The sequence below is a fragment of the Rhizobium sp. CC-YZS058 genome (assembly GCF_034720595.1).
In the GTDB taxonomy this organism is placed as follows: Bacteria; Pseudomonadota; Alphaproteobacteria; order Rhizobiales; family Rhizobiaceae; genus Ferranicluibacter.
The window spans coordinates 125761-146589 of sequence record NZ_JAYESJ010000001.1 but is presented as its reverse complement, the minus strand read 5'-3'; the positions used below and the strand labels follow the sequence as shown (position 1 = coordinate 146589).

Annotated in this window: 23 protein-coding genes and 1 riboswitch; of the genes, 11 read left to right on the top strand and 12 right to left on the bottom strand. The window is 56.0% G+C overall.

Going from position 1 to position 20829, the window contains the following annotated elements; translation table 11 throughout:
* Window positions 1-23: 23 nt before the first annotated feature.
* Genes U8330_RS00755 through U8330_RS00740 form a run of 4 tightly spaced genes read right to left on the bottom strand, consistent with a single transcriptional unit; the run spans window position 24 to window position 2063 of the window.
* Window positions 24-776, bottom strand: coding sequence for a hypothetical protein (locus tag U8330_RS00755; RefSeq protein ID WP_323103192.1), 753 nt, complete (start codon window positions 774-776; stop codon window positions 24-26).
* On the bottom strand, window positions 773-1288 hold the full coding sequence (locus U8330_RS00750) for a hypothetical protein (RefSeq protein ID WP_323103190.1): 516 nt from the start codon (window positions 1286-1288) through the stop codon (window positions 773-775). Before U8330_RS00750 ends, U8330_RS00755 begins: the two co-directional genes overlap by 4 nt.
* 56 nt (window positions 1289-1344) lie before the next feature.
* Window positions 1345-1734 (bottom strand): hypothetical protein, encoded by a 390-nt coding sequence (locus U8330_RS00745; protein ID WP_323103189.1) that lies wholly within the window; start codon window positions 1732-1734, stop codon window positions 1345-1347.
* Window positions 1731-2063 (bottom strand): hypothetical protein, encoded by a 333-nt coding sequence (locus U8330_RS00740; protein WP_323103187.1) that lies wholly within the window; start codon window positions 2061-2063, stop codon window positions 1731-1733. Before U8330_RS00740 ends, U8330_RS00745 begins: the two co-directional genes overlap by 4 nt.
* 116 nt (window positions 2064-2179) lie before the next feature.
* Between U8330_RS00740 and U8330_RS00735 the strand changes: the two genes are divergently transcribed.
* The 3 genes from U8330_RS00735 to U8330_RS00725 all read left to right on the top strand — a co-directional run bounded on the left by U8330_RS00735 (window position 2180) and on the right by U8330_RS00725 (window position 3393).
* Window positions 2180-2428, top strand: coding sequence for a helix-turn-helix transcriptional regulator (locus U8330_RS00735; RefSeq protein WP_323103186.1), 249 nt, complete (start codon window positions 2180-2182; stop codon window positions 2426-2428).
* Window positions 2428-2610 carry a hypothetical protein gene (locus tag U8330_RS00730; RefSeq protein ID WP_323103185.1) on the top strand — a complete coding sequence of 61 codons (183 nt, stop codon included), beginning with the start codon at window positions 2428-2430 and terminating at the stop codon, window positions 2608-2610. The genes U8330_RS00735 and U8330_RS00730 overlap by 1 nt, the downstream gene beginning before the upstream one ends.
* 513 nt (window positions 2611-3123) lie before the next feature.
* Window positions 3124-3393, top strand: a complete 270-nt coding sequence (locus tag U8330_RS00725) for a DUF6074 family protein (RefSeq protein WP_323103184.1) — start codon at window positions 3124-3126, stop codon at window positions 3391-3393.
* Between the two features lie 8 nt (window positions 3394-3401).
* On the opposite strand, the gene U8330_RS00720 is transcribed toward U8330_RS00725, so the two are convergent.
* Both U8330_RS00720 and U8330_RS00715 read right to left on the bottom strand, forming a co-directional pair.
* Complete coding sequence (locus U8330_RS00720; RefSeq protein WP_323103182.1) at window positions 3402-3881, bottom strand: hypothetical protein; 480 nt, start codon at window positions 3879-3881, stop codon at window positions 3402-3404.
* The gene (locus tag U8330_RS00715; protein WP_323103180.1) at window positions 3881-4990 is read right to left on the bottom strand and encodes a hypothetical protein; all 1110 of its coding nucleotides are present in this window, start codon (window positions 4988-4990) and stop codon (window positions 3881-3883) included. The genes U8330_RS00720 and U8330_RS00715 overlap by 1 nt, the downstream gene beginning before the upstream one ends.
* A gap of 151 nt (window positions 4991-5141) precedes the next feature.
* Here U8330_RS00715 and U8330_RS00710 point away from each other — a divergent pair, with 151 nt between their 5' ends.
* From U8330_RS00710 to U8330_RS00695, 4 genes are all read left to right on the top strand, one after another.
* Window positions 5142-5741 (top strand): helix-turn-helix domain-containing protein, encoded by a 600-nt coding sequence (locus U8330_RS00710; protein ID WP_323103179.1) that lies wholly within the window; start codon window positions 5142-5144, stop codon window positions 5739-5741.
* 127 nt (window positions 5742-5868) lie between these two features.
* The gene (locus U8330_RS00705) at window positions 5869-6279 is read left to right on the top strand and encodes a hypothetical protein (protein ID WP_323103177.1); all 411 of its coding nucleotides are present in this window, start codon (window positions 5869-5871) and stop codon (window positions 6277-6279) included.
* Window positions 6280-6413: 134 nt separating this feature from the next.
* On the top strand, window positions 6414-6866 hold the full coding sequence (locus U8330_RS00700) for a hypothetical protein (RefSeq protein WP_323103176.1): 453 nt from the start codon (window positions 6414-6416) through the stop codon (window positions 6864-6866).
* Window positions 6863-7504 carry an OmpA family protein gene (locus U8330_RS00695; protein ID WP_323103174.1) on the top strand — a complete coding sequence of 214 codons (642 nt, stop codon included), beginning with the start codon at window positions 6863-6865 and terminating at the stop codon, window positions 7502-7504. Before U8330_RS00700 ends, U8330_RS00695 begins: the two co-directional genes overlap by 4 nt.
* A gap of 390 nt (window positions 7505-7894) precedes the next feature.
* Here U8330_RS00695 and U8330_RS00690 read toward each other — a convergent pair whose 3' ends face one another.
* A complete protein-coding gene (locus tag U8330_RS00690) occupies window positions 7895-8071 on the bottom strand; it encodes a hypothetical protein (RefSeq protein WP_323103173.1) in 177 nt (58 codons plus the stop codon).
* A gap of 803 nt (window positions 8072-8874) precedes the next feature.
* On the bottom strand, window positions 8875-10803 hold the full coding sequence (locus U8330_RS00685) for a diguanylate cyclase (protein ID WP_323103172.1): 1929 nt from the start codon (window positions 10801-10803) through the stop codon (window positions 8875-8877).
* A gap of 180 nt (window positions 10804-10983) precedes the next feature.
* On the opposite strand from U8330_RS00685, the gene U8330_RS00680 reads away from it, so the two are divergent.
* Together U8330_RS00680 and U8330_RS00675 are read left to right on the top strand one after the other, a co-directional pair.
* A complete protein-coding gene (locus U8330_RS00680) occupies window positions 10984-11868 on the top strand; it encodes a DMT family transporter (protein ID WP_323103170.1) in 885 nt (294 codons plus the stop codon).
* A gap of 125 nt (window positions 11869-11993) precedes the next feature.
* Window positions 11994-12761: a (2Fe-2S)-binding protein gene (locus U8330_RS00675; RefSeq protein WP_323103168.1), complete on the top strand. Its 768-nt coding sequence runs from the start codon at window positions 11994-11996 to the stop codon at window positions 12759-12761.
* Window positions 12762-12769: 8 nt separating this feature from the next.
* Here the strand turns inward: U8330_RS00675 and U8330_RS00670 are convergent, their stop codons facing one another.
* The 3 genes from U8330_RS00670 to U8330_RS00660 all read right to left on the bottom strand — a co-directional run bounded on the left by U8330_RS00670 (window position 12770) and on the right by U8330_RS00660 (window position 14794).
* Entirely contained in the window at window positions 12770-13513 is a 744-nt protein-coding gene (locus tag U8330_RS00670; RefSeq protein ID WP_323103166.1) for a CbtA family protein, read from the bottom strand.
* A 93-nt stretch (window positions 13514-13606) separates the two neighbouring features.
* Window positions 13607-13783, bottom strand: coding sequence for a CbtB domain-containing protein (locus U8330_RS00665; protein ID WP_323103165.1), 177 nt, complete (start codon window positions 13781-13783; stop codon window positions 13607-13609).
* Between the two features lie 46 nt (window positions 13784-13829).
* Window positions 13830-14100, bottom strand: a riboswitch (cobalamin riboswitch).
* A 340-nt stretch (window positions 14101-14440) separates the two neighbouring features.
* On the bottom strand, window positions 14441-14794 hold the full coding sequence (locus U8330_RS00660; protein WP_323103164.1) for a hypothetical protein: 354 nt from the start codon (window positions 14792-14794) through the stop codon (window positions 14441-14443).
* Window positions 14795-15327: 533 nt separating this feature from the next.
* Here U8330_RS00660 and U8330_RS00655 point away from each other — a divergent pair.
* Window positions 15328-16466 (top strand): IS3 family transposase gene (locus U8330_RS00655; protein WP_323103163.1). Its coding sequence is split into 2 segments (ribosomal slippage): window positions 15328-15586 and window positions 15586-16466, totalling 1140 coding nucleotides; the frame shifts between segments, so codons are not numbered across the junction.
* A gap of 230 nt (window positions 16467-16696) precedes the next feature.
* Here the strand turns inward: U8330_RS00655 and U8330_RS00650 are convergent.
* On the bottom strand, window positions 16697-18685 hold the full coding sequence (locus tag U8330_RS00650; RefSeq protein ID WP_323103162.1) for a hypothetical protein: 1989 nt from the start codon (window positions 18683-18685) through the stop codon (window positions 16697-16699).
* An 810-nt stretch (window positions 18686-19495) separates the two neighbouring features.
* Here U8330_RS00650 and U8330_RS00645 point away from each other — a divergent pair.
* The gene (locus tag U8330_RS00645) at window positions 19496-20587 is read left to right on the top strand and encodes a hypothetical protein (protein WP_323103161.1); all 1092 of its coding nucleotides are present in this window, start codon (window positions 19496-19498) and stop codon (window positions 20585-20587) included.
* Window positions 20588-20829 lie beyond the last annotated feature (242 nt).

Here is a 20829-nt window from a genome sequence, read left to right as displayed (position 1 = left end):
GGCGGTGTAGATTTGCAGCAGCCTCATGGGCGAACCTCCTGCATAATCCGATCCGTTCGGGCCTGATGGCGTTCTGCGACCGTGGCGACTGTCACTACGAAAGCAAAGGCGGTGAGGCTGGCGAGCGTAGCCAGGGCGATGCGTGACGCCCTGGCATGAGCTGCAGCGATGGCGGCAGCGTTGCGCATCATTCGCCCCCCTCGCTGATAGTCTGCGAGATCAAGAGCCTCTTTCATCAAGTCCGCGTCGATTTCGAATGCATCGGCCGTTGTGCTAACGATGACTTTCATCGCGAAGTCACGCGCCGTGACGGCAGGCATCTTTAGGAGGCGTTGCCCAACCTCGTAGGCCGCATCGGAGGCCGTGTTCACCGCCGCCTCGTCGGCAGCATCTGCCATGGCGACGGCAGCGCGGTGCTGCTTCCAAATCCCGAATAGTTCAGCAATCGAAGGGGCGGGCTCGGCCGCATCATCAGAGCCGCCGTTGACCAGACGAGCGCCAAGCATCGCGTGTTCGTTCACAGCGCGAAGGAAGCCAAGCATAAGCCCGTTTTTCGGTGCGCCCATGTCCTGAACGATGCAGCCCAGCAACGTTGCATTGAAGGTCGTGGAATGCCGGCCAATGTAGGCGAGGTATTCGGAGCCGAGCCGAGCGCCGCGTTTCCAGTCCTCGACATAATCGCCGGCCGTGGTCACGTCCCAATGGTCGATCCCCTGCCCCCTGCCTTTGCGGCGCATGAAAGACAGGTCGAGTGCGGGATGAGGTGCCTTGATCATCGTACTTCCTCCAAAGCAATGCCGGCGTGGGAAAGGCGCTCGTCAGCGGAGAGCCAGGGATTGAGGTGCTGGTATTCGAAGCCGATAGCTTCCGGCTGGAAGGCGCAAACGCTGCGCAGGTAGTCGATGACGGAGAACGCCAGCCGGTTTGCGGCGCGAATGTCCTCATCGAATTGGCGCTGCTGGTCGCGGTCGTTGCCGTACTCGCCAAGGCGAATGAAGCTATCAATCAATAGGCAGGCTTGGACCAAAGCCCCTTCCGCGGTGCAGGCCTTGTGCTGAGACAATGCGGTCTCAAGCGCTGCGTGCTTGTCGCCAGCTTGCTCCATTCCTTCCGCATAGTAGCGGCCGGCTGCATTCTTCTCGTGCTTGGCCGCGAGGTGGCAGAGGCGGTCATATTCGGACACCGCTTTTCTCATGTCCTGAGCGAGGCGCACAACGGTGTCAGTCTCCGCGAGGCGGGCGATAGCGGCCATAGCTTCGACATTGGCCGGAACGGTATCGTTCGACATGGGTCATTCTCCAGTGGTGTTGCGAGGTGTGAAAGGGGCGGTCAGCCCCCGGAGTGTCAGGCTGTTGCGGGGCCGAGACTGCGAAGATTGGCAATGTCGGTCAGGATCGCGTGAGGCTCCTGCAATGCCAGATGCGCGCGGGCCTTCACGGCAAGGTCGTCGATCGACGCGACCGGATGGCGGGCAATCTCCAGCGCCAGCTCTTCAAGGTCCATCTTCAGGCTATCGGCCGTGCGGATCGCAGCGCCGCAGGTGGCAAAGCGTCTGCAGCTCCAGGCCGTCGAGCCGTACGCGATGCCGGCCTGCTCAATCTCCTTTTCGCTCTGAGCAATGAGAGCGGAGCAATGGGCGGAGGCGTGGTCATACTCTGCCGAGAGCTGGTCGAACTGCTGTCCGAGGCTGGCGAGCGACGGAAGGACCGTCGAGGCGTGCAGTGCCATGTTCATGCTGCTTCTCCGATGAGTTGATTGATTGCCTGTTCGATGCGGGCGCGCTCGTCACCCTGGCTGAAGCGGAAGGAGAGGTAATTGCTGGACTCCAGAGCGTTGAGGAGGCCGTGGAGGCGTTCGCCGTTGGCAGTGGTCAGCATCGCGTCAATGCGAGCCTGACGGGCCTTTGCGGCTGCCTGCTTTTTGGCAACGCGCCAGGCGATGACGAGGCAGGCCGAGAACGAACCATCCACAAAGCCGCGCTCAATCTGCTTAGCCGAGTACCGCACGCGAATGTCACGGTAGCGCGCCCATGCGTCCTTCATGATTTCAGAGCGGTTGAACATCTCAAATGTCCCTTGGCATTAACCACGTTGTACGTTAGGTATAATGGCCGTATTGCTAGGTGTCAACCGCCAGGATACGGAGGATGTACAAAAAGTGACATGAAGGATATGATCAGGTGATCGACGCAAACCAAATGAAGGCCGCAAGGGCGCTCGTCGGTATGACGCAGGAGGATCTGGCGAAGGCTACTGGCCTCTCCGCTCAGACAATCAAGCGCATGGAGAGCATTGGAACGGAGCGCAGCGCGGCCGGCAATGTGGACGCAATCAAACGAGCGTTGGAAGCCGCAGGGGTTGTCTTCATTCCAGAGAATGGGGGCGGTGCTGGGGTGCGACTGGCGAAGCCGAAGGCCAAGGGTGATTAATGGCGAAACACAACGCGACCGGGCGAACTGTTGGCGACGGTCACTATATCCAGATGCATGAATGGTTCTTCAAATGCGCCGCTTGGCAGGCTGCGTCTGTCTATGAGCAGGCGCTCTATATCGCCATCAAGCGCCGATACAACGGCCGGAACAATGGCGACATTCCCGTGTCACATCGCTAGGCCGAGCGGCTCCTGAACTGCAGCAACAAGCCCGTTGCGGCTGCCTTCACTGGCCTGCAGGAGAAAGGCTTTATAAAGCCAGGGGTCAAAGGCTCTTTCGATTGGAAGGTCGCGAAGCAGGGCAGCAACTACGGTCGCTCGACACGTTGGGAGCTGACCGATCTGCCGCGCGATTTGCCGCTCCGAGTGCTGACCGGAGGCACGAAAGAGTTCATGAACTGGAGGCCTGAAGAAGAAAACCCGGCATGCCCAGAGCATACCAATGGTGTGCCTAGGGCATACGATAAACAGAGCATGGTACGCCCAGAGCATACCATAGACCGCCAAGTGTATGTCCAGGGCATACGATAGAGCCTGTTTTTAGACTCTGAGTGTATGCTCTAGGCATACAGTTATAGTTACCATGTATATGGCTACCGGAGGCCCCGCCGTGCCCCATGCTAATCTAAACCACTGCCTCAGTCACTTCGAGTGTTCTTTCATCGCGTCCTCGCTCGCAAAAAAGGACCGCCGGTGACCGTCACCCCATTCCCAGCTAGTCGCCGCCATGGTCATGCCCTGCGGATCGCCTTGCGCCTCAAGGCAGCCAGGACGCAGCGAGAGGCCGAACACATCATTAGGCAGACCGGCCAGACCGCACGAAAGCAATTGACCGCGGCCGGCTTATCGGAGGAGATCATCAGCCGCGAAGAAAAGGCCTTTCTCGTCCTCGTCCGCATGGCTTGCTATGCCTGTGGCTCTCGATGGGCTCCGGAGCCGTCGACCGCTCGTCAGGAAGGCTGACAGCAGCTTCAATAGAGGAACGAGTTTTGCTGCTCCACCACATGGTCACGCAGGGATTTTTCCGCAACCAGGTAGGAGTTAACCGCTCTCACCAGCGGCTTGGCATCAAGAGGACCGGTTACCTTATCGGACTCATGCTTGAGTTCAACGGTAGCCAATCGATAGCCGGCAATCACTCTCTCGTCCGCCTTCAGGCGGCGCTGCAGATCCTCTGCGGCACTCACGGCAGCAATTAAGCGATTCTGAATAGTGTTCACGTCCTCGTCAGACTTCTTCGTTTCACCACTGGCGATGTCTGCAAATCGGATCAGGGATTCCTGGACCGCCGATGCAGCGGTATCGAAGCGCTCATAATTCTCGCCAAGGCTTTCCTTGTATGCTGTGCGATAATCCATCCACTGACTACCCAGCCAGCCACCAACACTGCCCACCAGCACCAGGATGCCGTTGCGCAACCATTCAGGTAGACTTGAAAACCATCTAAACATTAGTTTTCGACACCGACTGAAGTTGATATCCCGGTTCGTTCCGAGGCAGCACGGGCGACTTCGCAGGCTTCGGCCCACCGATCGTACCCGAGAAGTTGTAGTTGAGTAATGACTTGCTGGCTGACTTCCAATGTGCACGCATCATTAGCTGGTGCTTGCGAGTTGCCGAAAAGGATCATGCCAGCTTCAGCTTGGGCATATGCCTCGGGTCCCACAACTATCGCCAGGGTGAGCATCACCGAGATTACAATAGGCGTGATTATGCTGGATTTCAACGAGAGACCGCCGGGAGAGTTAACGTTCGTATAGAGCTCAGGGGGAATGCGGGAGCTTGCAAACGCGGCATCCTTCAGCGGAAGGACCCGGCCTGCACCGTCAGCGACCAGCTCTGTGTTCTTCGTAACGAAGCTAAAGAACGCTTGTATTCTGAAGTCATCGACTGTTTGGAAGCCGTCCGAGGTGATTTCGAACCGGGCGGCATACTCGTTCGGCATCGAGTACGAGCCGTATGCACGCCGGAAAATTGACGGCCAAGCCTCTCTCGTTACCAAGAAAAGTGGTGAGGGTTTCTGCAGCGCGTCGAGGGTTTGGGCCGGCAGCTTATTTTTCTCAATATCAGCCCGCCATACCACATTCCGCCCATCGAGCGGCTTACCGTCATACTCGACCGGTCTGACGCTGGCGACTTCGTTTGGCAGGCCGGTAAGTTCTCCAATCATCGCGCGGCCACGAAAAGCTGCCGGCGGGACAATAACTAGGTCGCCGGCTTTCATTGTCCGGAAGTACGCTCGAACGACGCCTAGTAGCTGAGATATAGCGCGGTTGTTCGGGCGGTCACGATAATATTCAAGTTCTTCTACCGGCGGATCGATGTCCCGCTCGCCACGGAAGATGTACTTTCTCGTATCGTAGGATCGTTTAACTCGCTCCTCCAAGTCTTCAACCTCTGAGAGGTCAGCGAAGTGCGGGAGCGCAAGCCCGGGCAAGTCCGGTCCAACAAAATTTCGTTCCACGAATAATTCGAAGAATCGATACTTTCCACCGGGCCGAGCTACGAAAACTTTCGTTTCTGGCGATATCTGACGAGTGTGAATGTCAATCCGAATCATATGGCCTCCCTAGGTTATGTTTGGACACCATGTTCTAGCTTTTGGCGAGTCAGACTTAGATGCAAACATCAATCCGCAGGATTGAAAGACTTGTGCTCTTCAGGTGCTAAGGGTGACCCTACGGTCTGTATGAGCAGAAAGGCGAAGTGGTATGAACGACGCGCCGGAAACCCGACAAAATTGGCAGTTTCCAGAACTGATCACGCCGGAAGCACTTGTGGAGAGATTCGCCGCGAACGGCATCATTATCTCGGAGCGGACCCTTCGTGACATAGCCAGACGTCTCGGAGCATTCCGAGTCATCGGGAAGTCGATGTTCTTCATGCCAGAGGATCTGGAGGCCATTCTAGAAGATGCCCGCCCCAAGCCGAGAGGCCAACAAAAAAGCCAAGCTTCAGACCTTCACTCCGATCTATCTAGCAAGCGTGCAAACATGGGCTCTGAAGCGAGACCGCTAAAACCGGTCTATGACGAGGCCAGGAAGGTATTCACGCCCGCCATGGTCGCGAAGCGCTGGGGGTGCTCTGAGCGCCACGTTCGCAATCTTATAGAAAGTGGCAAACTTCCCTCCTTTCGGCTTGGCGGTAAGCTCATTCGCATCAGGGCAGTAGACGTTGAAACTGTCGAGAAGCTGCTTGAAGACTCGCATTTGGCAGAAGCCGATGCTGATGCCTCAACGACGGGCCAGGCTGCAATCTCAACTGTCCAGACTGCAGCGAAGAGGCCTAGAGCTAAGAGGCTCGATCGATGACAGCACAGGCACGGGTGCGATGCGCGCGGGTGTTCCCAGGGTAGCAGGCGCAGTAAACGCGGCATTGTATCTTCATCGACGAACACGACTGCTTCGGCAGGGCAAAGGCTAACTTCGGAGATTTCTTATGCGCAACCTTAAAGTTGCAGCACTGGTTATAGCGCAGGCGCTTCTATATGGGTGCCAAGGGGCAATGCCGCCGAGTGCCCAGGTACAGAAGCTTACAGCGGCCGACTACAGAAATGCTAAGCCGGCCACGGCGGAGGAAGAAGCAAGGTTTCTGGCGGCGGGCGAACGCCAGAGCAAGATGGCTCCAGCTTACGTGGCGTCATCGCTTGATCCAACAGGTCTGTCTCAGAACGCAGTTCAGGCCGCCTCCCAGCCCGATATGCAGGAAATGCAGCGACTTATGCCTGCTGTGATGGCGAAGAACAGGCAAAGGACTGCTGAGTTCTGCAGCAAGCGCCCCGAAATGACTGAGTGCAAGGATTATGCGCGGCTGATGAATGACGCGAGACAGAAGGGACTCGTAGACTAACAGCTAGCGGCAAGCTTTGTTTTGCTTCGAGGCACCATCCTGCCGATTACTCTCCTAAGAAAAGCTCGCGACGGAGCTTGTGAGGAGAGTGCAAAGGTGTAGGCTGCCAAAAGTTCGGTGGGAGGGGAGAAACCATGCCGAGTCGTTTAGCCGTAACGCTTCTGACCGCTATGACACTACTTGCTGGTCCGGCAGCGCTCGCACAAGACGCACCTAAGATAGTTGAGCTGCAGCCTGGCGTAAGTGCCCGGGTCATAGACCTCAAGCGTGTCCCGGGACAGGAAATCGTCCAGCTCGACTACGAGGTAACGAACAACAGCAGCGCGGCGGTCAATCTGGCGGAAATTGGCATCGGTCGCGCTGCCTACGGCCTAAACGAAATCACGCTCTACGACTTTCCCAACAAAATCAGCTTCAGGATTGGTGTGGCAAGTGAATGCTTGTGCACTCAGCCGCCAGAAGCGCCGCTCAATCCAGGCGAGACGTTCAAGGCTTGGGCTTGGTTTGCTCCACCCGTCACCAACCCTGGACCGTTCGCTGTCAGGTTCGGTTCTACACTGCCCGTAATGGACGTACCTGTCGAATGATTGGCCGTCTCGTACTTGGGAGTGCACTTGCGATGTCAATGGCGGTCGGCGCTATCGCACAAGAAGCGCCGTCAGCCGTTCCGCCAGGTTTCTCGGCGTCGTCGCCAAGCATCAGTTTCTCATCGCCGTCGATCGGCTTCGTGTCGCCGCGGATTGAGTTTACGTCTCCAGCGATGACGGAGGAGGAATTAGCGTTAGGGCCGAAGACGGCTCCGCCGCCACCACCTGCAGTGAAAGGTCTTGATGTTCAGGAGGTCGAAGGTGGCGTGCGATATACGCTTTCAGCCGATATCCTCTTCGACTTCGATAAGGCGATTCTCCGCCCCAAGGCGACACAGGCCCTCGAAGCCATGTCCAAGGATGTTCGAGAGCGGTTCGACAAGGCTCGCTTCTTGGTTGATGGATATACCGACAGCAAAGGCAGTGACGGCTACAATCTCAAGCTCTCCTTTCGTCGCGCCGATGCGGTGAAGGACTTTCTGACAAAGAAAGAGAGTTTCGAAGCCGCGTTAATTGATACCGAAGGACGCGGCGAAGGTAATCCGGTCGCACCAAACGAAACGCCAGAGGGAAAAGACGATCCAGATGGCAGGCAAAAAAACCGTCGTGTTGAGATCCTTGTTCGGCCAGCGGAATGAGCGAAAGAACACGAAGCGTCATGATCAAAGACTGCCGGCACAATTTAATTGTGTTCGCTAGAATGGTAAGTGACTCGGCGTCTCACGAGGCCTCAGCGAGAGAGCGTGGGCTTCTGCCTCCTCTAGTGTTTCAAAGTCACCGCCGACTGGATGGTCGTAGTCGTAGACCTGCCACAACATAGCTTTTTCGGTTCCGAAGATGTCGTAACCATTTACCCTATAGCTCTGAAGTTCCTGCGTCATCTCACACTTGCTCCTACTTAAGGTGTAAAGAAGCTAGCGGCTTCACTGGTGCTTTCAAGAAGCACGTGACGATATAGATGACGCCAGAGGGTTGCGAGGCTGTTCGGAGCGGCGCATATGTGACGCTAGCAAGAAAACCGAAATTGCTCAATTACCATCTTCTTCCTCAACATAATGGTCAGGTATGCCCGGTACAGCTGCGACAGGCATACTAAAGGCAGCACTTATGATCATTTCAGGCATCTCTATCGCAGGCACTCCCCAATCGACGGCACCCTCCTCTTCGGGATCGAGCGCGGCCTCTTCGCCCAGCTCTTCTACCACTCAGACCACCTCTTCGGAGCAGCCAGCACAGTCAGCGCCGCCACCATCTGCTGTGTCCGCTGAAGAGCAATCTCCGGCTGGGCCAGAGCGGACGTACGAGCCAAGCGGTCAGCCAACACCCTCCAACTCTTCGACCGTGAACGGAAGTTCAGGTTCGACGTCCCAGTCGAATGCCGCAGTCGAGCCACAGCAATCCACGCCGGTTGAGAACTCAACCGACCAACCAGCCGCCAAACAAGAGCAGCAAAGACCTGAGCCTGCTAGCAGCGCAATGCCAGCCAGCTCGCAAAAGGCGGAGACCGCGCAGAAAGGGCCCAGCCAAGAATCAACTCAGATTGCGGGCCATAGCGAGCAATCGTCCCTTTCTAACGAGGACGACTTATCCGACCTAGATCGTTCTCGGGCCACCGCCAAGGCAATGCGATACGAGTATGTTTCCAGGAGGTCGAAGGCGGAAAAGAGTACAAGTGATGGACTAAGTTCGGCCGCCGGACCGAAGGACGCGGCTGCACTGGAGCGAGACCGCGCTTTCGCAACCTCACGCGAGACCCGGTCACTTGCTCTCCTGTCGGCTCTATTTAAATCGCCGACCCCCGACATTTTCGGTGCATCAGGCCTTGTCGAAGCGGAAGAACCGAAGAACCTGGTTTCGATCTTATACAAACAGTTCTAGCGCCTTGAACTAGAGGAGAGCCAGTTTCCGATCACCAAAGCTGGCTCTTCATTCATTGCACTAGGGGGGGGGGCCGGGGAGCCCTTGAGCAAGCGCGTCTTTAGACTGGTACAAAAGAAGAGTGGTCCAGTCAGGTTGCCGAGTTCGCAGCTATGACTCCTACTGAAACCATCTCGCCACTGGTCGGGATGCCCCCAATTCTTACTTGATCACGCCCTCCTGCCTTCGCGCGATAGAGCTCGCGGTCAGCATCTTCGATCAGGTCAGTGATGCGGCGGCCTTGTCGGCGGCTCATCATCGCGACGCCAACGCTTGCCGTGACGATGCCTTTTTCGCTTGTCTCATGCACGAGACCAGCCGACCGGATGGCAGTGCAGATCCGTTCACCTGCGCGCAATGCGCCGTCCGCATCCAAATTCGGCAAAATGACAGCGATTTCCTCGCCACCGTAGCGCGCAACATGCGCTTTCGGAAAGGCCGCCGCGACGTTCTTCACGCATGATGCAACGCTCTGCAGGCACACGTCGCCGGCTTGATGCCCATAGGTGTCGTTATAGGCTTTGAAGCAATCCACGTCGATGAGGAGCAAGGCGACATCGTGCCCTCCTCTGCCCGACTCAAGAGTATTCTCAATGAGAGCCTCGTCAAATGCACGACGATTGGCCAAGCCTGTTAATGCGTCGGTTGCGGCTAGCCTCGTGAGAATTGAGTTCTGCAACTGCAGCTTTGTCTCGGCATCCTTGATGTGGGTGATGTCGGTGAACACGACCAGCGCACCGTTCTCAGCTGTTTGACGCGTCCTGGTCTCGATCCATCGACCATCCGCCAATTGCATCTCGCGAACACCTACCGTGAGAAGTGCGGCGAACGTTCGCTCGATCATCGTGTCTTCACAGCCATGAACCATCGGGTCCTCACCGCGAACGATTGCAGCCTTGATTATAGTTCTAAGCGATACGCCCACTTGCCTGACATCGGCTGTGAGGGGAAACATCTCCAGATACTGACGGTTACAGAACGCGAGTTTGCCTTCAGCATCGAACATTGCAAGGCCGTTCGCCATCGTGGAAACGGCTTCCTTTAGCCGCTGCTGAGCAAGGGCCAACTGTGCTTCAACCTGCTTCTGAGCTGTAATCTCGCGGTTGTGGGTGACAATGCCGACGACGGCGCCTGCTTCGTCCCGAATGGGTGCTTTCAGTGTCGACAACCAGGTTTCGTTTCCGCTCGGAAGAGTGAATCTCTGCTCGATCGTTATCGGCTCAGCGCGTTTCAGAAACTCAAGCTCCACATTTCGAAATTCACGCGCGGTGTCCGGCGGGTAGAAATCAACGTCGGTCTTACCGAGTAAGTGCGTGATAGTGTCAGCGTGCATAAGCTCTGCAGTTGCTGGGTTTGCTGCTATAAAACGACCGTTCAGGTCCTTCGCGTTGAGGCAGTCCGGGAGCGCTTCAATAATTGCACGATAGATCAGATTCTCATTCGTGACCGCGCGGCGCCGACGCTCCTGCACGATGGCAAGGGACGAGATAAGGGTCGAGACCATCAGGGCTACGGCGACCGGGGCGACCACTGATTCGAAGACGACTGGCCAACGCTGTGGAGCGATCATGTATGCAAAACCGACAGTGCCGCTGAAAGGCACGGTGATGGTGAGAGCAAACAACCCATGTTCAAGCGAACGCCGTTTGCTGAACAGGGAGCGGATCGTCAGGACGCTGACGGCAGTCAGCAGGATATGGAAAACCCCGATCCACAGACCTGTTCCACCGATGTAGTAGCGAGTAACGAGCGCAGCCACTACAGGCATCGCAATTGCGAGCGGCCCTCCAAAATACCCCGCTACTGCAATGAACGTGTAGCGCAGATCGAGATAGACGCCAGGCTGCAGCTCAAACGGCATCAGCATGACGGCAACAGAACCGAGAGCCATGAAAAGGCTTAGCAGCACTGTCGATAATGATGACGACCGCCGAGCTGCCCATTGGTTGCAGAACGTCCACAAGGACGTCCCAATAGCGACTACAGCAAGGTTGCCGAGGAGATCATTCCAGAGATTCATCGCACGTGTCCAAAAGCAGAAGGCTTCTTTTAGCGCACAAAGGATCAAGGAATCCTTGAAGGCATCTAGGTGTCAGCGACAAGTCTCCAACGACGATCCAAGGCCGAAAACTAAATCCGTCCGATTGCCGGCTGAGCTAATTGTCCCTACGCTCCAGTCATGTCTGTTCGGGAGATTTAGATGGCCCAAACCCGCCTTAACGGCTTCATCGTCGTGCTCATCGCAACTGTGCTTTGGAGTACAGCGGGCTTGTTCGTGCGGTTAGCAGCTCTTGATACATGGTCAATCGTCGCGTGGCGTTCTTTGTTCGCGTTCATCACGCTCGGGCTTTTTTGGTTGGTCGTGGAGAGAGACAAGCCCGCCGCCATCAAAGCTACATTTTCGCCTCCAGGCTTCCTTGCAGTCGCGATTGGCGTTGTGTCCGGTATCAGCTACGTCGTGTCGCTACAGCTGACCACTGTCGCAAACGTCATGACGGTATACGCTGCGCTACCGTTCATCGCGGCGATTATAGCATTCTTCGCTTTCAACGAACGCGCTACCTATCGCTTTGTCATCTGCGGTTTGGTGGCTTCAGTCGGGGTGGCCGTCATGATGATGGGCGTTATGACCACTCAGGATTCTATCGGAATATTGGCTGCCTTCGTGATGACTGCTGGTTTCGCAGCGTCCCTCGTGCAAGCCAAGCGATACCCGGAACTGGATATGACGCTCGTGACGGTGGCAGCCGCCGGCGTTAGCGCAATGATAGCGTTTCCGCTCACATCGTCGGCAGCGCCACCAAATGCATCTCAGCTTCTCGCCTGCGCACTATTGGGCGCGCTAACCACCGGGGTGGCAAACGTGATGTCGATGGTTGGTGGACGCATGATCCGCTCTGGTGAAGCTGGCTTGATCTCCCTGCTCGATGTTCCCCTTGGTCCGTTGTGGGTGTGGCTCTTCTTCTCAGAAAGCGTTGAGACGAACACGATCATCGGCGGCAGTATCGTGCTAGCTGCGGTCGTATCGTACCTGGCACGAGCACGTCGTGACTATCAGTTGCTCGGGGCGGACCCTAGAGCCTGACCGCCACATCATCATTCGATGTGGTCATCTACTAGATGCCGTCGTCTGGAACGGTTGTCCACACTTGTCAGAGAGCGAGCGTCTCGGCACATACCCGTTTCTCGTGCGAATTGGATTGCATGCCCATGAGAAACTCCGAAATCGTTTCCCTGCTCGCGACGCATGTACCCTTCGTTCAAGTCGAGCTTGGCTCCGAAAGTGAGCCGTACCTTCCGTTCGAAGACGCCGCAGCCGACGAGCGGATCGTGGCATCCTTGCTTGGTCACCCTGACCGCTTCGAGGAGAGTCTCACTCCTAAAGCCAGAGGTGCTCATGCTGTGGCTATCCTTAGTTTTCAACTCGCAAAGGTTCTTGCAATCCTGGCTTTGGCGAACAAATGCGAACCGCCTTTGGACACCTACGTAGCATCGATCGAATGGCGTAACTGCAACAGCGCTGACGGGCCGCATATCAAACTTCATTTAGCCATGCTCATCCCAATCGTCGAACCCAGCAACGCTGCTCTGATACTGAACGGATGGATGCAACCGTTCGTATTCTCCATAGCGGAGACAACCGGCCTAGAACCGACCATGCAGTGGCGGCTTGTTGCGGACAGCGTCGCTTTGGCGTTTCAGCAGATGGGTGATGCCGTGGGGCGTGGGTATGAAGGTCGGAAGGCGGGGTTGGCCATCGTAAGGGACGAGCGGGCCCTGTTTCACTCGCTTGACACGGACTTCATCTGTATGAGCAGGTCAGGCAGCGAGCAAGACCGCTATTTTCTTCGGAGGGCAGGATGTTGTCTCGCTTACCAGGCTCCCGGCGGCACCGTATGCGATAACTGCGGGTTGTTTCCGACTGCCGTTCAGAGGAAAAGACTGGCGGCTTTCGTCGATGCGCTGCCGCCAGCGTAGTCGTTGCCCTAGGCTGCTTTGCCGTAGCGGACGTTAATCCAACCACTGACAAGGCCGAGCACCAGCCAGAAAGCCAGAGTCGTTCCGAGGGCTGCTACTGCGAACTCCGCCCCAAGAACAGCCGGCACTGGGCTAGCAATATCACTTGGCTGGGGCGCGCCCCAAAGGTGTGGTAGAACGATAAGCAGTAGACCACCAACCTGCAGGCCTGACTCTCGCCGAAGCGCCAACATGCCTAAACCTACGGCTGAGATGAACACAGTTGCGATCCACCAAATTTGGCGGGCCGTCAGATCCGCTGCAGGGAAGCCCGGCAGTTCGGGTGGTAGTCCTAGGGACGGCAGAAGATGGACTGCCAACCAGCCAAGCGATCCCCAGATCAAGCCGTTGGCAGCTGTCAAAGGGTGACCAATAACGACGCTAACGCCCGCCATCAGCAAGCCAAACCCAGCCCCAGCCACAAGGTTGGCAAGAAGGGTGCCAGAGAACCGATCAAGGCCAAACAGCGTTCCGCCGGCTTCTTCCTCAGCATTGTCACTGTGGGCGTGAGCCGGCGTCACGAGCAGATACTGCGCAAGGGCTTCGACAGGGTGTTGGAAGACAGCTGCATGGTCTTCATGAGGACCGGAAGCGCCTTCGTAAGTCTCAGCTTCCAGGATGAGCGGGACGAGCCGCAGTTGTTGCAGGCCAGTCATAAAGACGCCTGCTATAAGCCCGGCCACGAGTGCGACCAGTAGAGTTCTTACAATCATATTTTGATCCTCTGCCCTCTGCAGCGCAAGCCAAAGCGCGTCCGCCACTGCTGAGGTGGCGGGCTGGGTTATCGCTGAAGAGGGACGCTGTCGTTAGTGGCAGGGAAACCCGAAGGAATGGCGAACATCATGCGCTGTGTCGTGCAGCGTCGATGAATTGGCCAATCCTGCCGCGAAGATGAGGGCAGCGCCGAGAAATAGGGAGAATACGCCGGCGATAAGACGGTCGCTCAGCGGCAAAGCCGCAGCGTTGGAACGAGAATGAGCCATAACAACCTCCGTGATGGCGCGTACGGGGATGAACCCCGGTCGGAGCACGACGCTCCTATCGCTCGGCAGGTTTCCTGGCTCATGGCGTCGGGCGATATGCATTCGCCTTCGGAATACTCTCGTCTTCCCGCGTATCTGAGGCCTTCGCCGTTCCAACGCAGTGACTTTAGCCGGGGTGCCGGCTCGATAATTCCTCGCCACTCTACAGTCGCGGGGTCGGCCGTGATATGGGCGCCGAATATTGGTCCGCCCGTCACGTTCCCATTTACACCTCGAAGGCGTCTGCCTCTCTCGGTACCGATCGATGCCTAGACGTAGGCTCGCCCAGGACGTGTTGTCAATCCACAAGGCCTACTGATGCAGGATGCAACGCGGACGCTAGACTTGTTCGTGCTCTGACGTGCACCCAATCTCCCCACAATGATCTGATAGGGCCACGCGCGGTGCTGGCGGCCTACGCCAGTAATGCTTTGAGCATGGGGAATAGGACGATCCCATACACCAAGATGCTGACAATCGCGCCGAGGATGTAGCCAGCGCGATCAGCGGTTCTGTAGCTTGCGTCATTGGTCATGATGGTCTCCGGGTCGTGTCTGACAGGCTCTTCCAAGCGCCATCGGTAGTCAAGATGTGGGGCCGCTGCGTTTCGCGGTTGAGCTATGTAACGCTGTTCATCCTGGACAAATGCGACGCTGCTCCTACCAAAGCGGCATCTACGTATCTTTGAGCAGCTAGGGTTGGCAGCGGGAGCACCTGGCGGAGGGCAACACTTGAAGCTGCAAAACGACGACGGAAGGCGTCTAGCTCGCTCGTCGTGGTGAGGGAGTGAACTTCCCCAGCAAGAGCGCGGAACGCCTCAGCATGCGTCACCTTCAACGCTTGGAGCTCTTCGATCGATTTGGCGGGCCGGATCACATGATAGCCCTGAACCATGCCAAGTGCGGACGTTTCTTCCACCAGCTGGATCTCGATCGCAAACGCGTTCACAGCCTGCTTGAGTTCGTCCAGCATATCGAGAATCCTTGACACGAGGAGCTGCAGTTCGCATCCACGACTGTGGGTGTATGTCCCATACCGCGCAAAAGCTAGTGGCGGCCACGACTGAATCTATTGTGGTCAACCCTGCTGGATGAGGCCGCGTCGTCCCGTTCTTGTATTTCGGTCCTATATCGACAAAGCCGAGCCGCGGAAGGAGTAGGGCAAATCGCCATCGTCTTGTGCAACGAAAAGCGCGTGGCGCGCACTGGCCATTCTCATCTGCGCTGCCTGCCATACAGCGTTTTCGTTCACATCAGCCTGACCAAGCGAGCGTAGTTTTGCGAGAAGGATAAGGGCAGATGCCAGCTCGAAAGATATGGGAGTAACCACCGCGACAGTCTTGCGACGTGTCTCAAGGGTAGCCTCGTCCACGAGCTGATGGACCGCTTCCAGAGCTTGCGTGCATTGTGAGATACGATGATAGAGCTGGCTCGGGAAATCTGCACATCGGGGATGAGTGGAGTTTCTGCCTGACTTCGGCTTAGATGCCGGGAACAGGAGAGACCATGACGAGACGACTGCGCCGGAACCATAGCCCGGCTTTCAAGGCGAAGGTGGCACTTGCCGCCATCCGAGGTGAGCAGACGCTGGTGGAGTTGTCCCAGCAGTTCGATGTGCACGCCAACCAGATCAAGCAATGGAAAGACCAGCTCCTTGAGGGGGCGACGGGTGTGTTCGGCGATGAAACGAAGGCGGAGCCGTCGGGTCCGACCATCGATGTCAAAACGCTGCACGCGAAAATCGGCGAACTGACACTGGAGAACGATTTTTTATCCGGTGCGCTCGGCAAGGCGGGATTGCTGGGCGGAAAGAAATGATCGACCGCGAGCACAAGCTATCCGTCGTGCGCCAGGCGAAGCTTCTCGGCTTCAGCCGTGGCAGCGTCTACTATTCTCCACGTCCGGTGTCTGACGGCGATCTGGCCCTTATGCGCCGGATTGACGAACTGCATCTCGACTACCCCTTTGCCGGAAGTCGGATGTTGCAGGGGCTCTTGAGAGGAGAAGGTCTGGAGACCGGGCGACTACACGTCGCCACGCTGATGAAGAAGATGGGCATCGAGGCGATCTACCGCCGCCCGAACACCTCGAAACCGGCGCCAGGGCACAAGATTTATCCCTACCTCCTACGAAAGCTGGCAGTCACCCGGCCCAATCAGGTCTGGGCAATGGACCTGACCTACATCCCCATGGCGCGGGGATTTGTCTATCTGTGCGCCGTCGTGGACTGGTTCAGCCGGAAGGTCTTGTCATGGCGCTTGTCGATCACGATGGAAGCAGCCTTCTGCATCGAGGCGGTGGAGGAGGCACTTGCCCGTCATGGCAAGCCGGAAATCTTCAATACCGACCAGGGATCGCAGTTCACCTCCATCGACTTCACCGCCGTGCTGAAGAGGTCGCAGATCGCCGTCTCGATGGATGGCAAGGGTGCCTGGCGAGACAATGTCTTCGTCGAGCGGCTCTGGCGTTCGATCAAATACGAGGAAGTCTACCTCCATGCCTACAAGACTGTGTCCGAGGCACGCGCTGGCATCGGCCGATATCTGAACTTCTACAACACCAGACGCCCACATTCATCCCTTGGCCGGCAGACGCCGGATCAGGCCTACTTTAACGCGCTGGCACCGATGATGGTGGCGGCATAATCGAGGCGGAAATCCACTTAGCAAAACGCCCGAAACTGTTCAGACAAACCGAACCACCTCTTTCGGAACGCATTCTGTTACGGCTAAGGCTCCAACGAACTATAGCTCGCTGATGGTCCCGAAGGCATTGTGAAGATTAGTTGCTTAGGCTGTCGCCAACTCGAATGACGCAACTCCCTTGCGTCATCAGTCGCTGATTGAAGGGCTCGCACTTCACTGAGTTGGAATCTTCAGGCGACTATCTCGAAATCTAGCGCCGACAACGTCAGATTCTTACTCATCTGCGCAATCTGAACGGCGCTCGCTGCTCCGTTGCCGTCTTGATCGTACCATAGCGTACCAGACTTTTTGTCATAGACGATGCGGTCGTTCGCATCATGCGCTTTTGCGCCTGTCCAGAATGCTGAGGAAGCGAGGTCGCCAATTTTGCCGACTTTTTTGAATATGTCGTCGTCAAGCTGGATAGAGTCGCTACGGACAGTGAAATCCGTTATCTTATCAATGTTCGTTGAACCCAGCTTCGCATTGAAGACAAACGTGTCCTTTCCGCTGCCGCCGGTTAGAACATCAGAATTAAGACCACCAATCAGTCTGTCATTCCCCGCCCCTCCCAAAAGTTTATCGTTCCCCTTACCACCGGACAGCACGTCACTTTCAGAAGTGCCCCTGAGGACATCATTCTTTGATGAACCGCTAAGCGTCAGACCCGATTTGTCTTTCACAAGCACACTCAGGTCCTGCTGATCACTCTTCGCCCCATTGCTAGCGATGACCGTCACGTTGTAAATGTTATCTCGTCCGCCGTCGCGTGGCGTCTCGAAATCAGTTGTCCTTTTAAATGCGAGCACTCCAGTTACAGAATCGATTGTAAACAATGCCGCATCGTCACTGCTGGAAAGGGAAAAGCTAAGCTTACCTTGCTCTGCTCTAGCTTGAACCTTCGTCACGGAAGTTCCACCCTCCACTAGTCTGATGAGTGCAGTGGCACCGCCACCATTCGAGGTAATCACGGGTGCCACGTTGACGAACGTGTTCAGGTCGATTGTGCCATCAGAAAACGCGAGCTTTTCGATCGAAGAAAGGGTGTCGGTGCCATCTTCGGCGCGTTCGCCTATGCCGCGGACTGTCACACTACCATTCGCGTCCTGCGTCACGACGTAGTTAGCTTGGTTACCTAAATAGACCGCTGTGTCGATGCCGGCGCCACCTATCAATGTATCCGCTCCACCCGCCCCCTCTAGCCGGTCGTTGCCATCTGCGCCGTCCAGGAAATCCTTTCCCTCGCTACCGTACAGTGCGTTATCGAGACTGTTGCCGCGCGCCTTTCCTGCAGAAACACCCATAAGTATCAGATCTTCTACGTTTTCGAATATCTGAAATACGCCGGTCAAATCGTTTATGAAATCCTCGGTAAGGATTACCGTATCGACCCCCTCACCTGCGTACTCGATTGCGTTGTAGAGGCCTGTCAGCGGACCTCCGATCCCGCGGACCGTGCCTCGATCCAGAATGAAGGTGTCGTCGCCAGCTCCCCCGAAAACAAGACCACCCATGTATCCGCCATTGTTGCGGAAAATATCGTTGCCCGCGCCGAAGCGGACGTCGTCGGCGATAATGTGGTTGTTGATAATTATCTCTGCTGCACTGCTCCCTTCAAACGCATTGAGTTTGGTTGAAGAACCCGAGTTATTAAAACCTCCCCATTCCCCATCGTTCACCACAGTAGTCAGATTGCTGGTTCGGAACGTCCCATCCATCACCGTGACCTGGCCTAGTTGGCCGTTGTTAGCTATGCTCATTTCAACACTCATCTCGATTTTCGACATGAGGCCGAAATTTGAAACTAGATTCCCTGGGCCGCTAATGCGGATATCCTCGCGGTAATCAAGATTGGCGTAATTGCTTATGAAGTTATTGGAGCCGTTGACGAATATCGCTCCGGTCTCAACGTTTGGGTTGTCTTCGGAGAACCCAAAGCTAGTTCCGACATTGAGTGCGTTTCCATTCCCACTCACTTGGACACCGTACGAGCGTGCATAGGTGTCGCTAATTGCAACAAATCCGTCGAGATTTAATGTTAGGTTCGTGACCGAACTCGCAAGAATGCCTGCACCGCGGCTCGCATTTATGACCGCTCCACTGAGAAAGTTCACTGTCTCGTTCGATATGTTGCGAAGCTGATATGTGCCTGATCGGGTGCCGGAAATATCAACAGCCATTTTGAAACCAATCTATATTATAACATGTTAAATCTGAAGGGCGCTAGGATGAAGCACTCTTTCTTGTCTCTCTAGCATGAGCACCCCAAACGGCGAATCACGTGTCAATCTGCCTGCTCCACGGGCGAACTTTCGGCTACTCGGAAGCGAGCAGGTTTCGGACTCAAACCTTTGAGAGCATTGCACGGGTTATTTCGCCCGTTGGCCCCCAAGTAAAGACATACGAGCCGTTCTGCGACAGGGTAAATGTACTGCCGTTCGTACCTACGGTCGCGGAAACCCGGGAGCTCGTGATCATCACGTTCTGGAGCGTCTGTATTCGGCCTTTGAAATAGTAGCTCACTCCCCCTGCATCAGTGACCACGACGCGAACGGGCGTCCCACTTGGAAGCTTGCCGTCCCAAGTACCTGCGAAGGAGCGTTCAGAGGTAGATAGCGCAGCGCCGCCATTTGCCGGAGTGCCCCCACCTGGCACACATGCGGAAAGAGACGCGATAGTCAGGAATAATACGATCAGCTTTTTCAAGTTTGCCCCCTGTAATGAATTAGGGATCATTGGCATACGGCGAAAGCTACAAGTCTTCCCCAATGTTGGGGAGGAGGAGGGTTTATGCGCCTGCCGTACCTGCTCGTACTACCAAAGGTGGGCTTGAAAATTGCGGTTCGCTTAGGGGCGATCCATTCAGGGAGCTGCTGAACGCAGTCCTATTCTGGTCTAAGTGAGTAGGTGAGGTTTTGCACCTTCTGAATTTATTGCGAATCGATCAGCATGTGGCATGCTGCGCTTTTTTTCAAATTTAAGTGACCAGTATGCTTGAACACGACGCTGATCTCGTAAATCGCATCTATACCGCCGCGCTCATTCCAGATGAGTGGAGCGGTGTTATCGACAGGTTCTCGGATCACATGAACGCGCGCGGGGGGTCGCTTTTCATTTTAGCAGACGGCGAGCTGTTCTGGGACGCACCGTTTGCAACGCGCGAAATAATGGAGGAGTACACTGCAGGGGGATGGAATAAACGGAATCCGCGGCTAGAGGATCTTATTAGACGTGCTCACCCTGGATTCATACAAGACAGCGATGTGTATGCCGGCGATTACGATAGTTTACCAATTGTCACGGACTTTTTGCGCCCCCGTAATATCTTCTATACAGCAGCTACGGTGATTAACGGCGCCCGAGAGGACCTTGCCGTCTTTTCAGTAGATCGCGGCCAAATGGCAGGCAGCTTTACGCCGCATGAGATTGCTTGGTTAGACTACTACCGACCACACCTCGCGCGTTCGATTGCACTCTCTAGCCGATTGAAAATGAAGCAGGCGTCAACTGCGACGGCAGCACTTGGTATGGTGGGCATTCCCGCTGCAGTGATTGCTAGGAACCACTCCGTTGTCGCAACCAACGGGCTCTTCGACAGACTTTCCGGATCAGTTTTCCTACCTTCAGCCTTTGGAGGGGTTGTGCTCGCGGATCCGCGTGCGAATCGTTTTTTGAAGGAAGCATTATCACCCGTGGCGAGGACTAGTCCGAAGGTTCGTTCGATACCGTTGTCTGGTGCAGATGGCATCGTAGGTGTCCTCCACGCGATTCCAGCCTGCTTCCATGCGCGCGATATCTTGGGCGACGGCGGCACGCTTTTGGCTCTGGCACAACCAAAAGAGAGTGCAGTAATAGAACCGGAATGGCTTCGTTGGCTGTACGACCTTTCCCCCGTGGAAGCTCACGTCGCAGTTCTGCTCGCAAAGGGAGATACGGTTGAGGATATCGCGATACGACGTCGCACTTCAATTTCAAGTGTTCGTAGCCATGTCAAAAGCTTGCTAAGAAAGACCGGGCTGAATCGTCAAGTTGATTTCGTCCGGTCGGTTGCCAGCATCGCCGCTATAAGGCCGGCTATTTAGGTGCCTAAACAAAGCTGGAATAGGGTCCCGATAGTGCGAGCTATTCAGCTCTGAACCTGGAAGCCTCCGAAAGTCGGCTTCGGTAGGTCCTCCAAACCATCACGTAGAAGCATGCGAACCCAGCAGACATTCCCCAAAAACACCACGTCACTAGAGGCACTAACTGAAATTGCCATTTCCTGACTCACAGGAGGCCGTGGACGGGGTTCCTGACTTTGCCGCTGTCTTGTTGCTCAACGCCG

What these genes read in the sequence shown, in the direction of transcription:
- U8330_RS00710 (WP_323103179.1), top strand. Translation starts at nt 5,142, where the DNA reads ATGAACGACGCGCCGGAAACCCGACAAAATTGGCAGTTTCCAGAACTG.
- U8330_RS00675 (WP_323103168.1), top strand. Translation starts at nt 11,994, where the DNA reads ATGAGAAACTCCGAAATCGTTTCCCTGCTCGCGACGCATGTACCCTTC.
- U8330_RS00645 (WP_323103161.1), top strand. Translation starts at nt 19,496, where the DNA reads ATGCTTGAACACGACGCTGATCTCGTAAATCGCATCTATACCGCCGCG.
- U8330_RS00660 (WP_323103164.1), bottom strand. Translation starts at nt 14,794, where the DNA reads ATGCTGGACGAACTCAAGCAGGCTGTGAACGCGTTTGCGATCGAGATC.
- U8330_RS00685 (WP_323103172.1), bottom strand. Translation starts at nt 10,803, where the DNA reads ATGAATCTCTGGAATGATCTCCTCGGCAACCTTGCTGTAGTCGCTATT.
- U8330_RS00740 (WP_323103187.1), bottom strand. Translation starts at nt 2,063, where the DNA reads ATGTTCAACCGCTCTGAAATCATGAAGGACGCATGGGCGCGCTACCGT.
- U8330_RS00755 (WP_323103192.1), bottom strand. Translation starts at nt 776, where the DNA reads ATGATCAAGGCACCTCATCCCGCACTCGACCTGTCTTTCATGCGCCGC.
- U8330_RS00705 (WP_323103177.1), top strand. Translation starts at nt 5,869, where the DNA reads ATGCGCAACCTTAAAGTTGCAGCACTGGTTATAGCGCAGGCGCTTCTA.
- U8330_RS00650 (WP_323103162.1), bottom strand. Translation starts at nt 18,685, where the DNA reads ATGGCTGTTGATATTTCCGGCACCCGATCAGGCACATATCAGCTTCGC.
- U8330_RS00680 (WP_323103170.1), top strand. Translation starts at nt 10,984, where the DNA reads ATGGCCCAAACCCGCCTTAACGGCTTCATCGTCGTGCTCATCGCAACT.
- U8330_RS00720 (WP_323103182.1), bottom strand. Translation starts at nt 3,881, where the DNA reads ATGTTTAGATGGTTTTCAAGTCTACCTGAATGGTTGCGCAACGGCATC.
- U8330_RS00670 (WP_323103166.1), bottom strand. Translation starts at nt 13,513, where the DNA reads ATGATTGTAAGAACTCTACTGGTCGCACTCGTGGCCGGGCTTATAGCA.
- U8330_RS00695 (WP_323103174.1), top strand. Translation starts at nt 6,863, where the DNA reads ATGATTGGCCGTCTCGTACTTGGGAGTGCACTTGCGATGTCAATGGCG.
- U8330_RS00665 (WP_323103165.1), bottom strand. Translation starts at nt 13,783, where the DNA reads ATGGCTCATTCTCGTTCCAACGCTGCGGCTTTGCCGCTGAGCGACCGT.
- U8330_RS00715 (WP_323103180.1), bottom strand. Translation starts at nt 4,990, where the DNA reads ATGATTCGGATTGACATTCACACTCGTCAGATATCGCCAGAAACGAAA.
- U8330_RS00700 (WP_323103176.1), top strand. Translation starts at nt 6,414, where the DNA reads ATGCCGAGTCGTTTAGCCGTAACGCTTCTGACCGCTATGACACTACTT.
- U8330_RS00750 (WP_323103190.1), bottom strand. Translation starts at nt 1,288, where the DNA reads ATGTCGAACGATACCGTTCCGGCCAATGTCGAAGCTATGGCCGCTATC.
- U8330_RS00730 (WP_323103185.1), top strand. Translation starts at nt 2,428, where the DNA reads ATGGCGAAACACAACGCGACCGGGCGAACTGTTGGCGACGGTCACTAT.
- U8330_RS00745 (WP_323103189.1), bottom strand. Translation starts at nt 1,734, where the DNA reads ATGAACATGGCACTGCACGCCTCGACGGTCCTTCCGTCGCTCGCCAGC.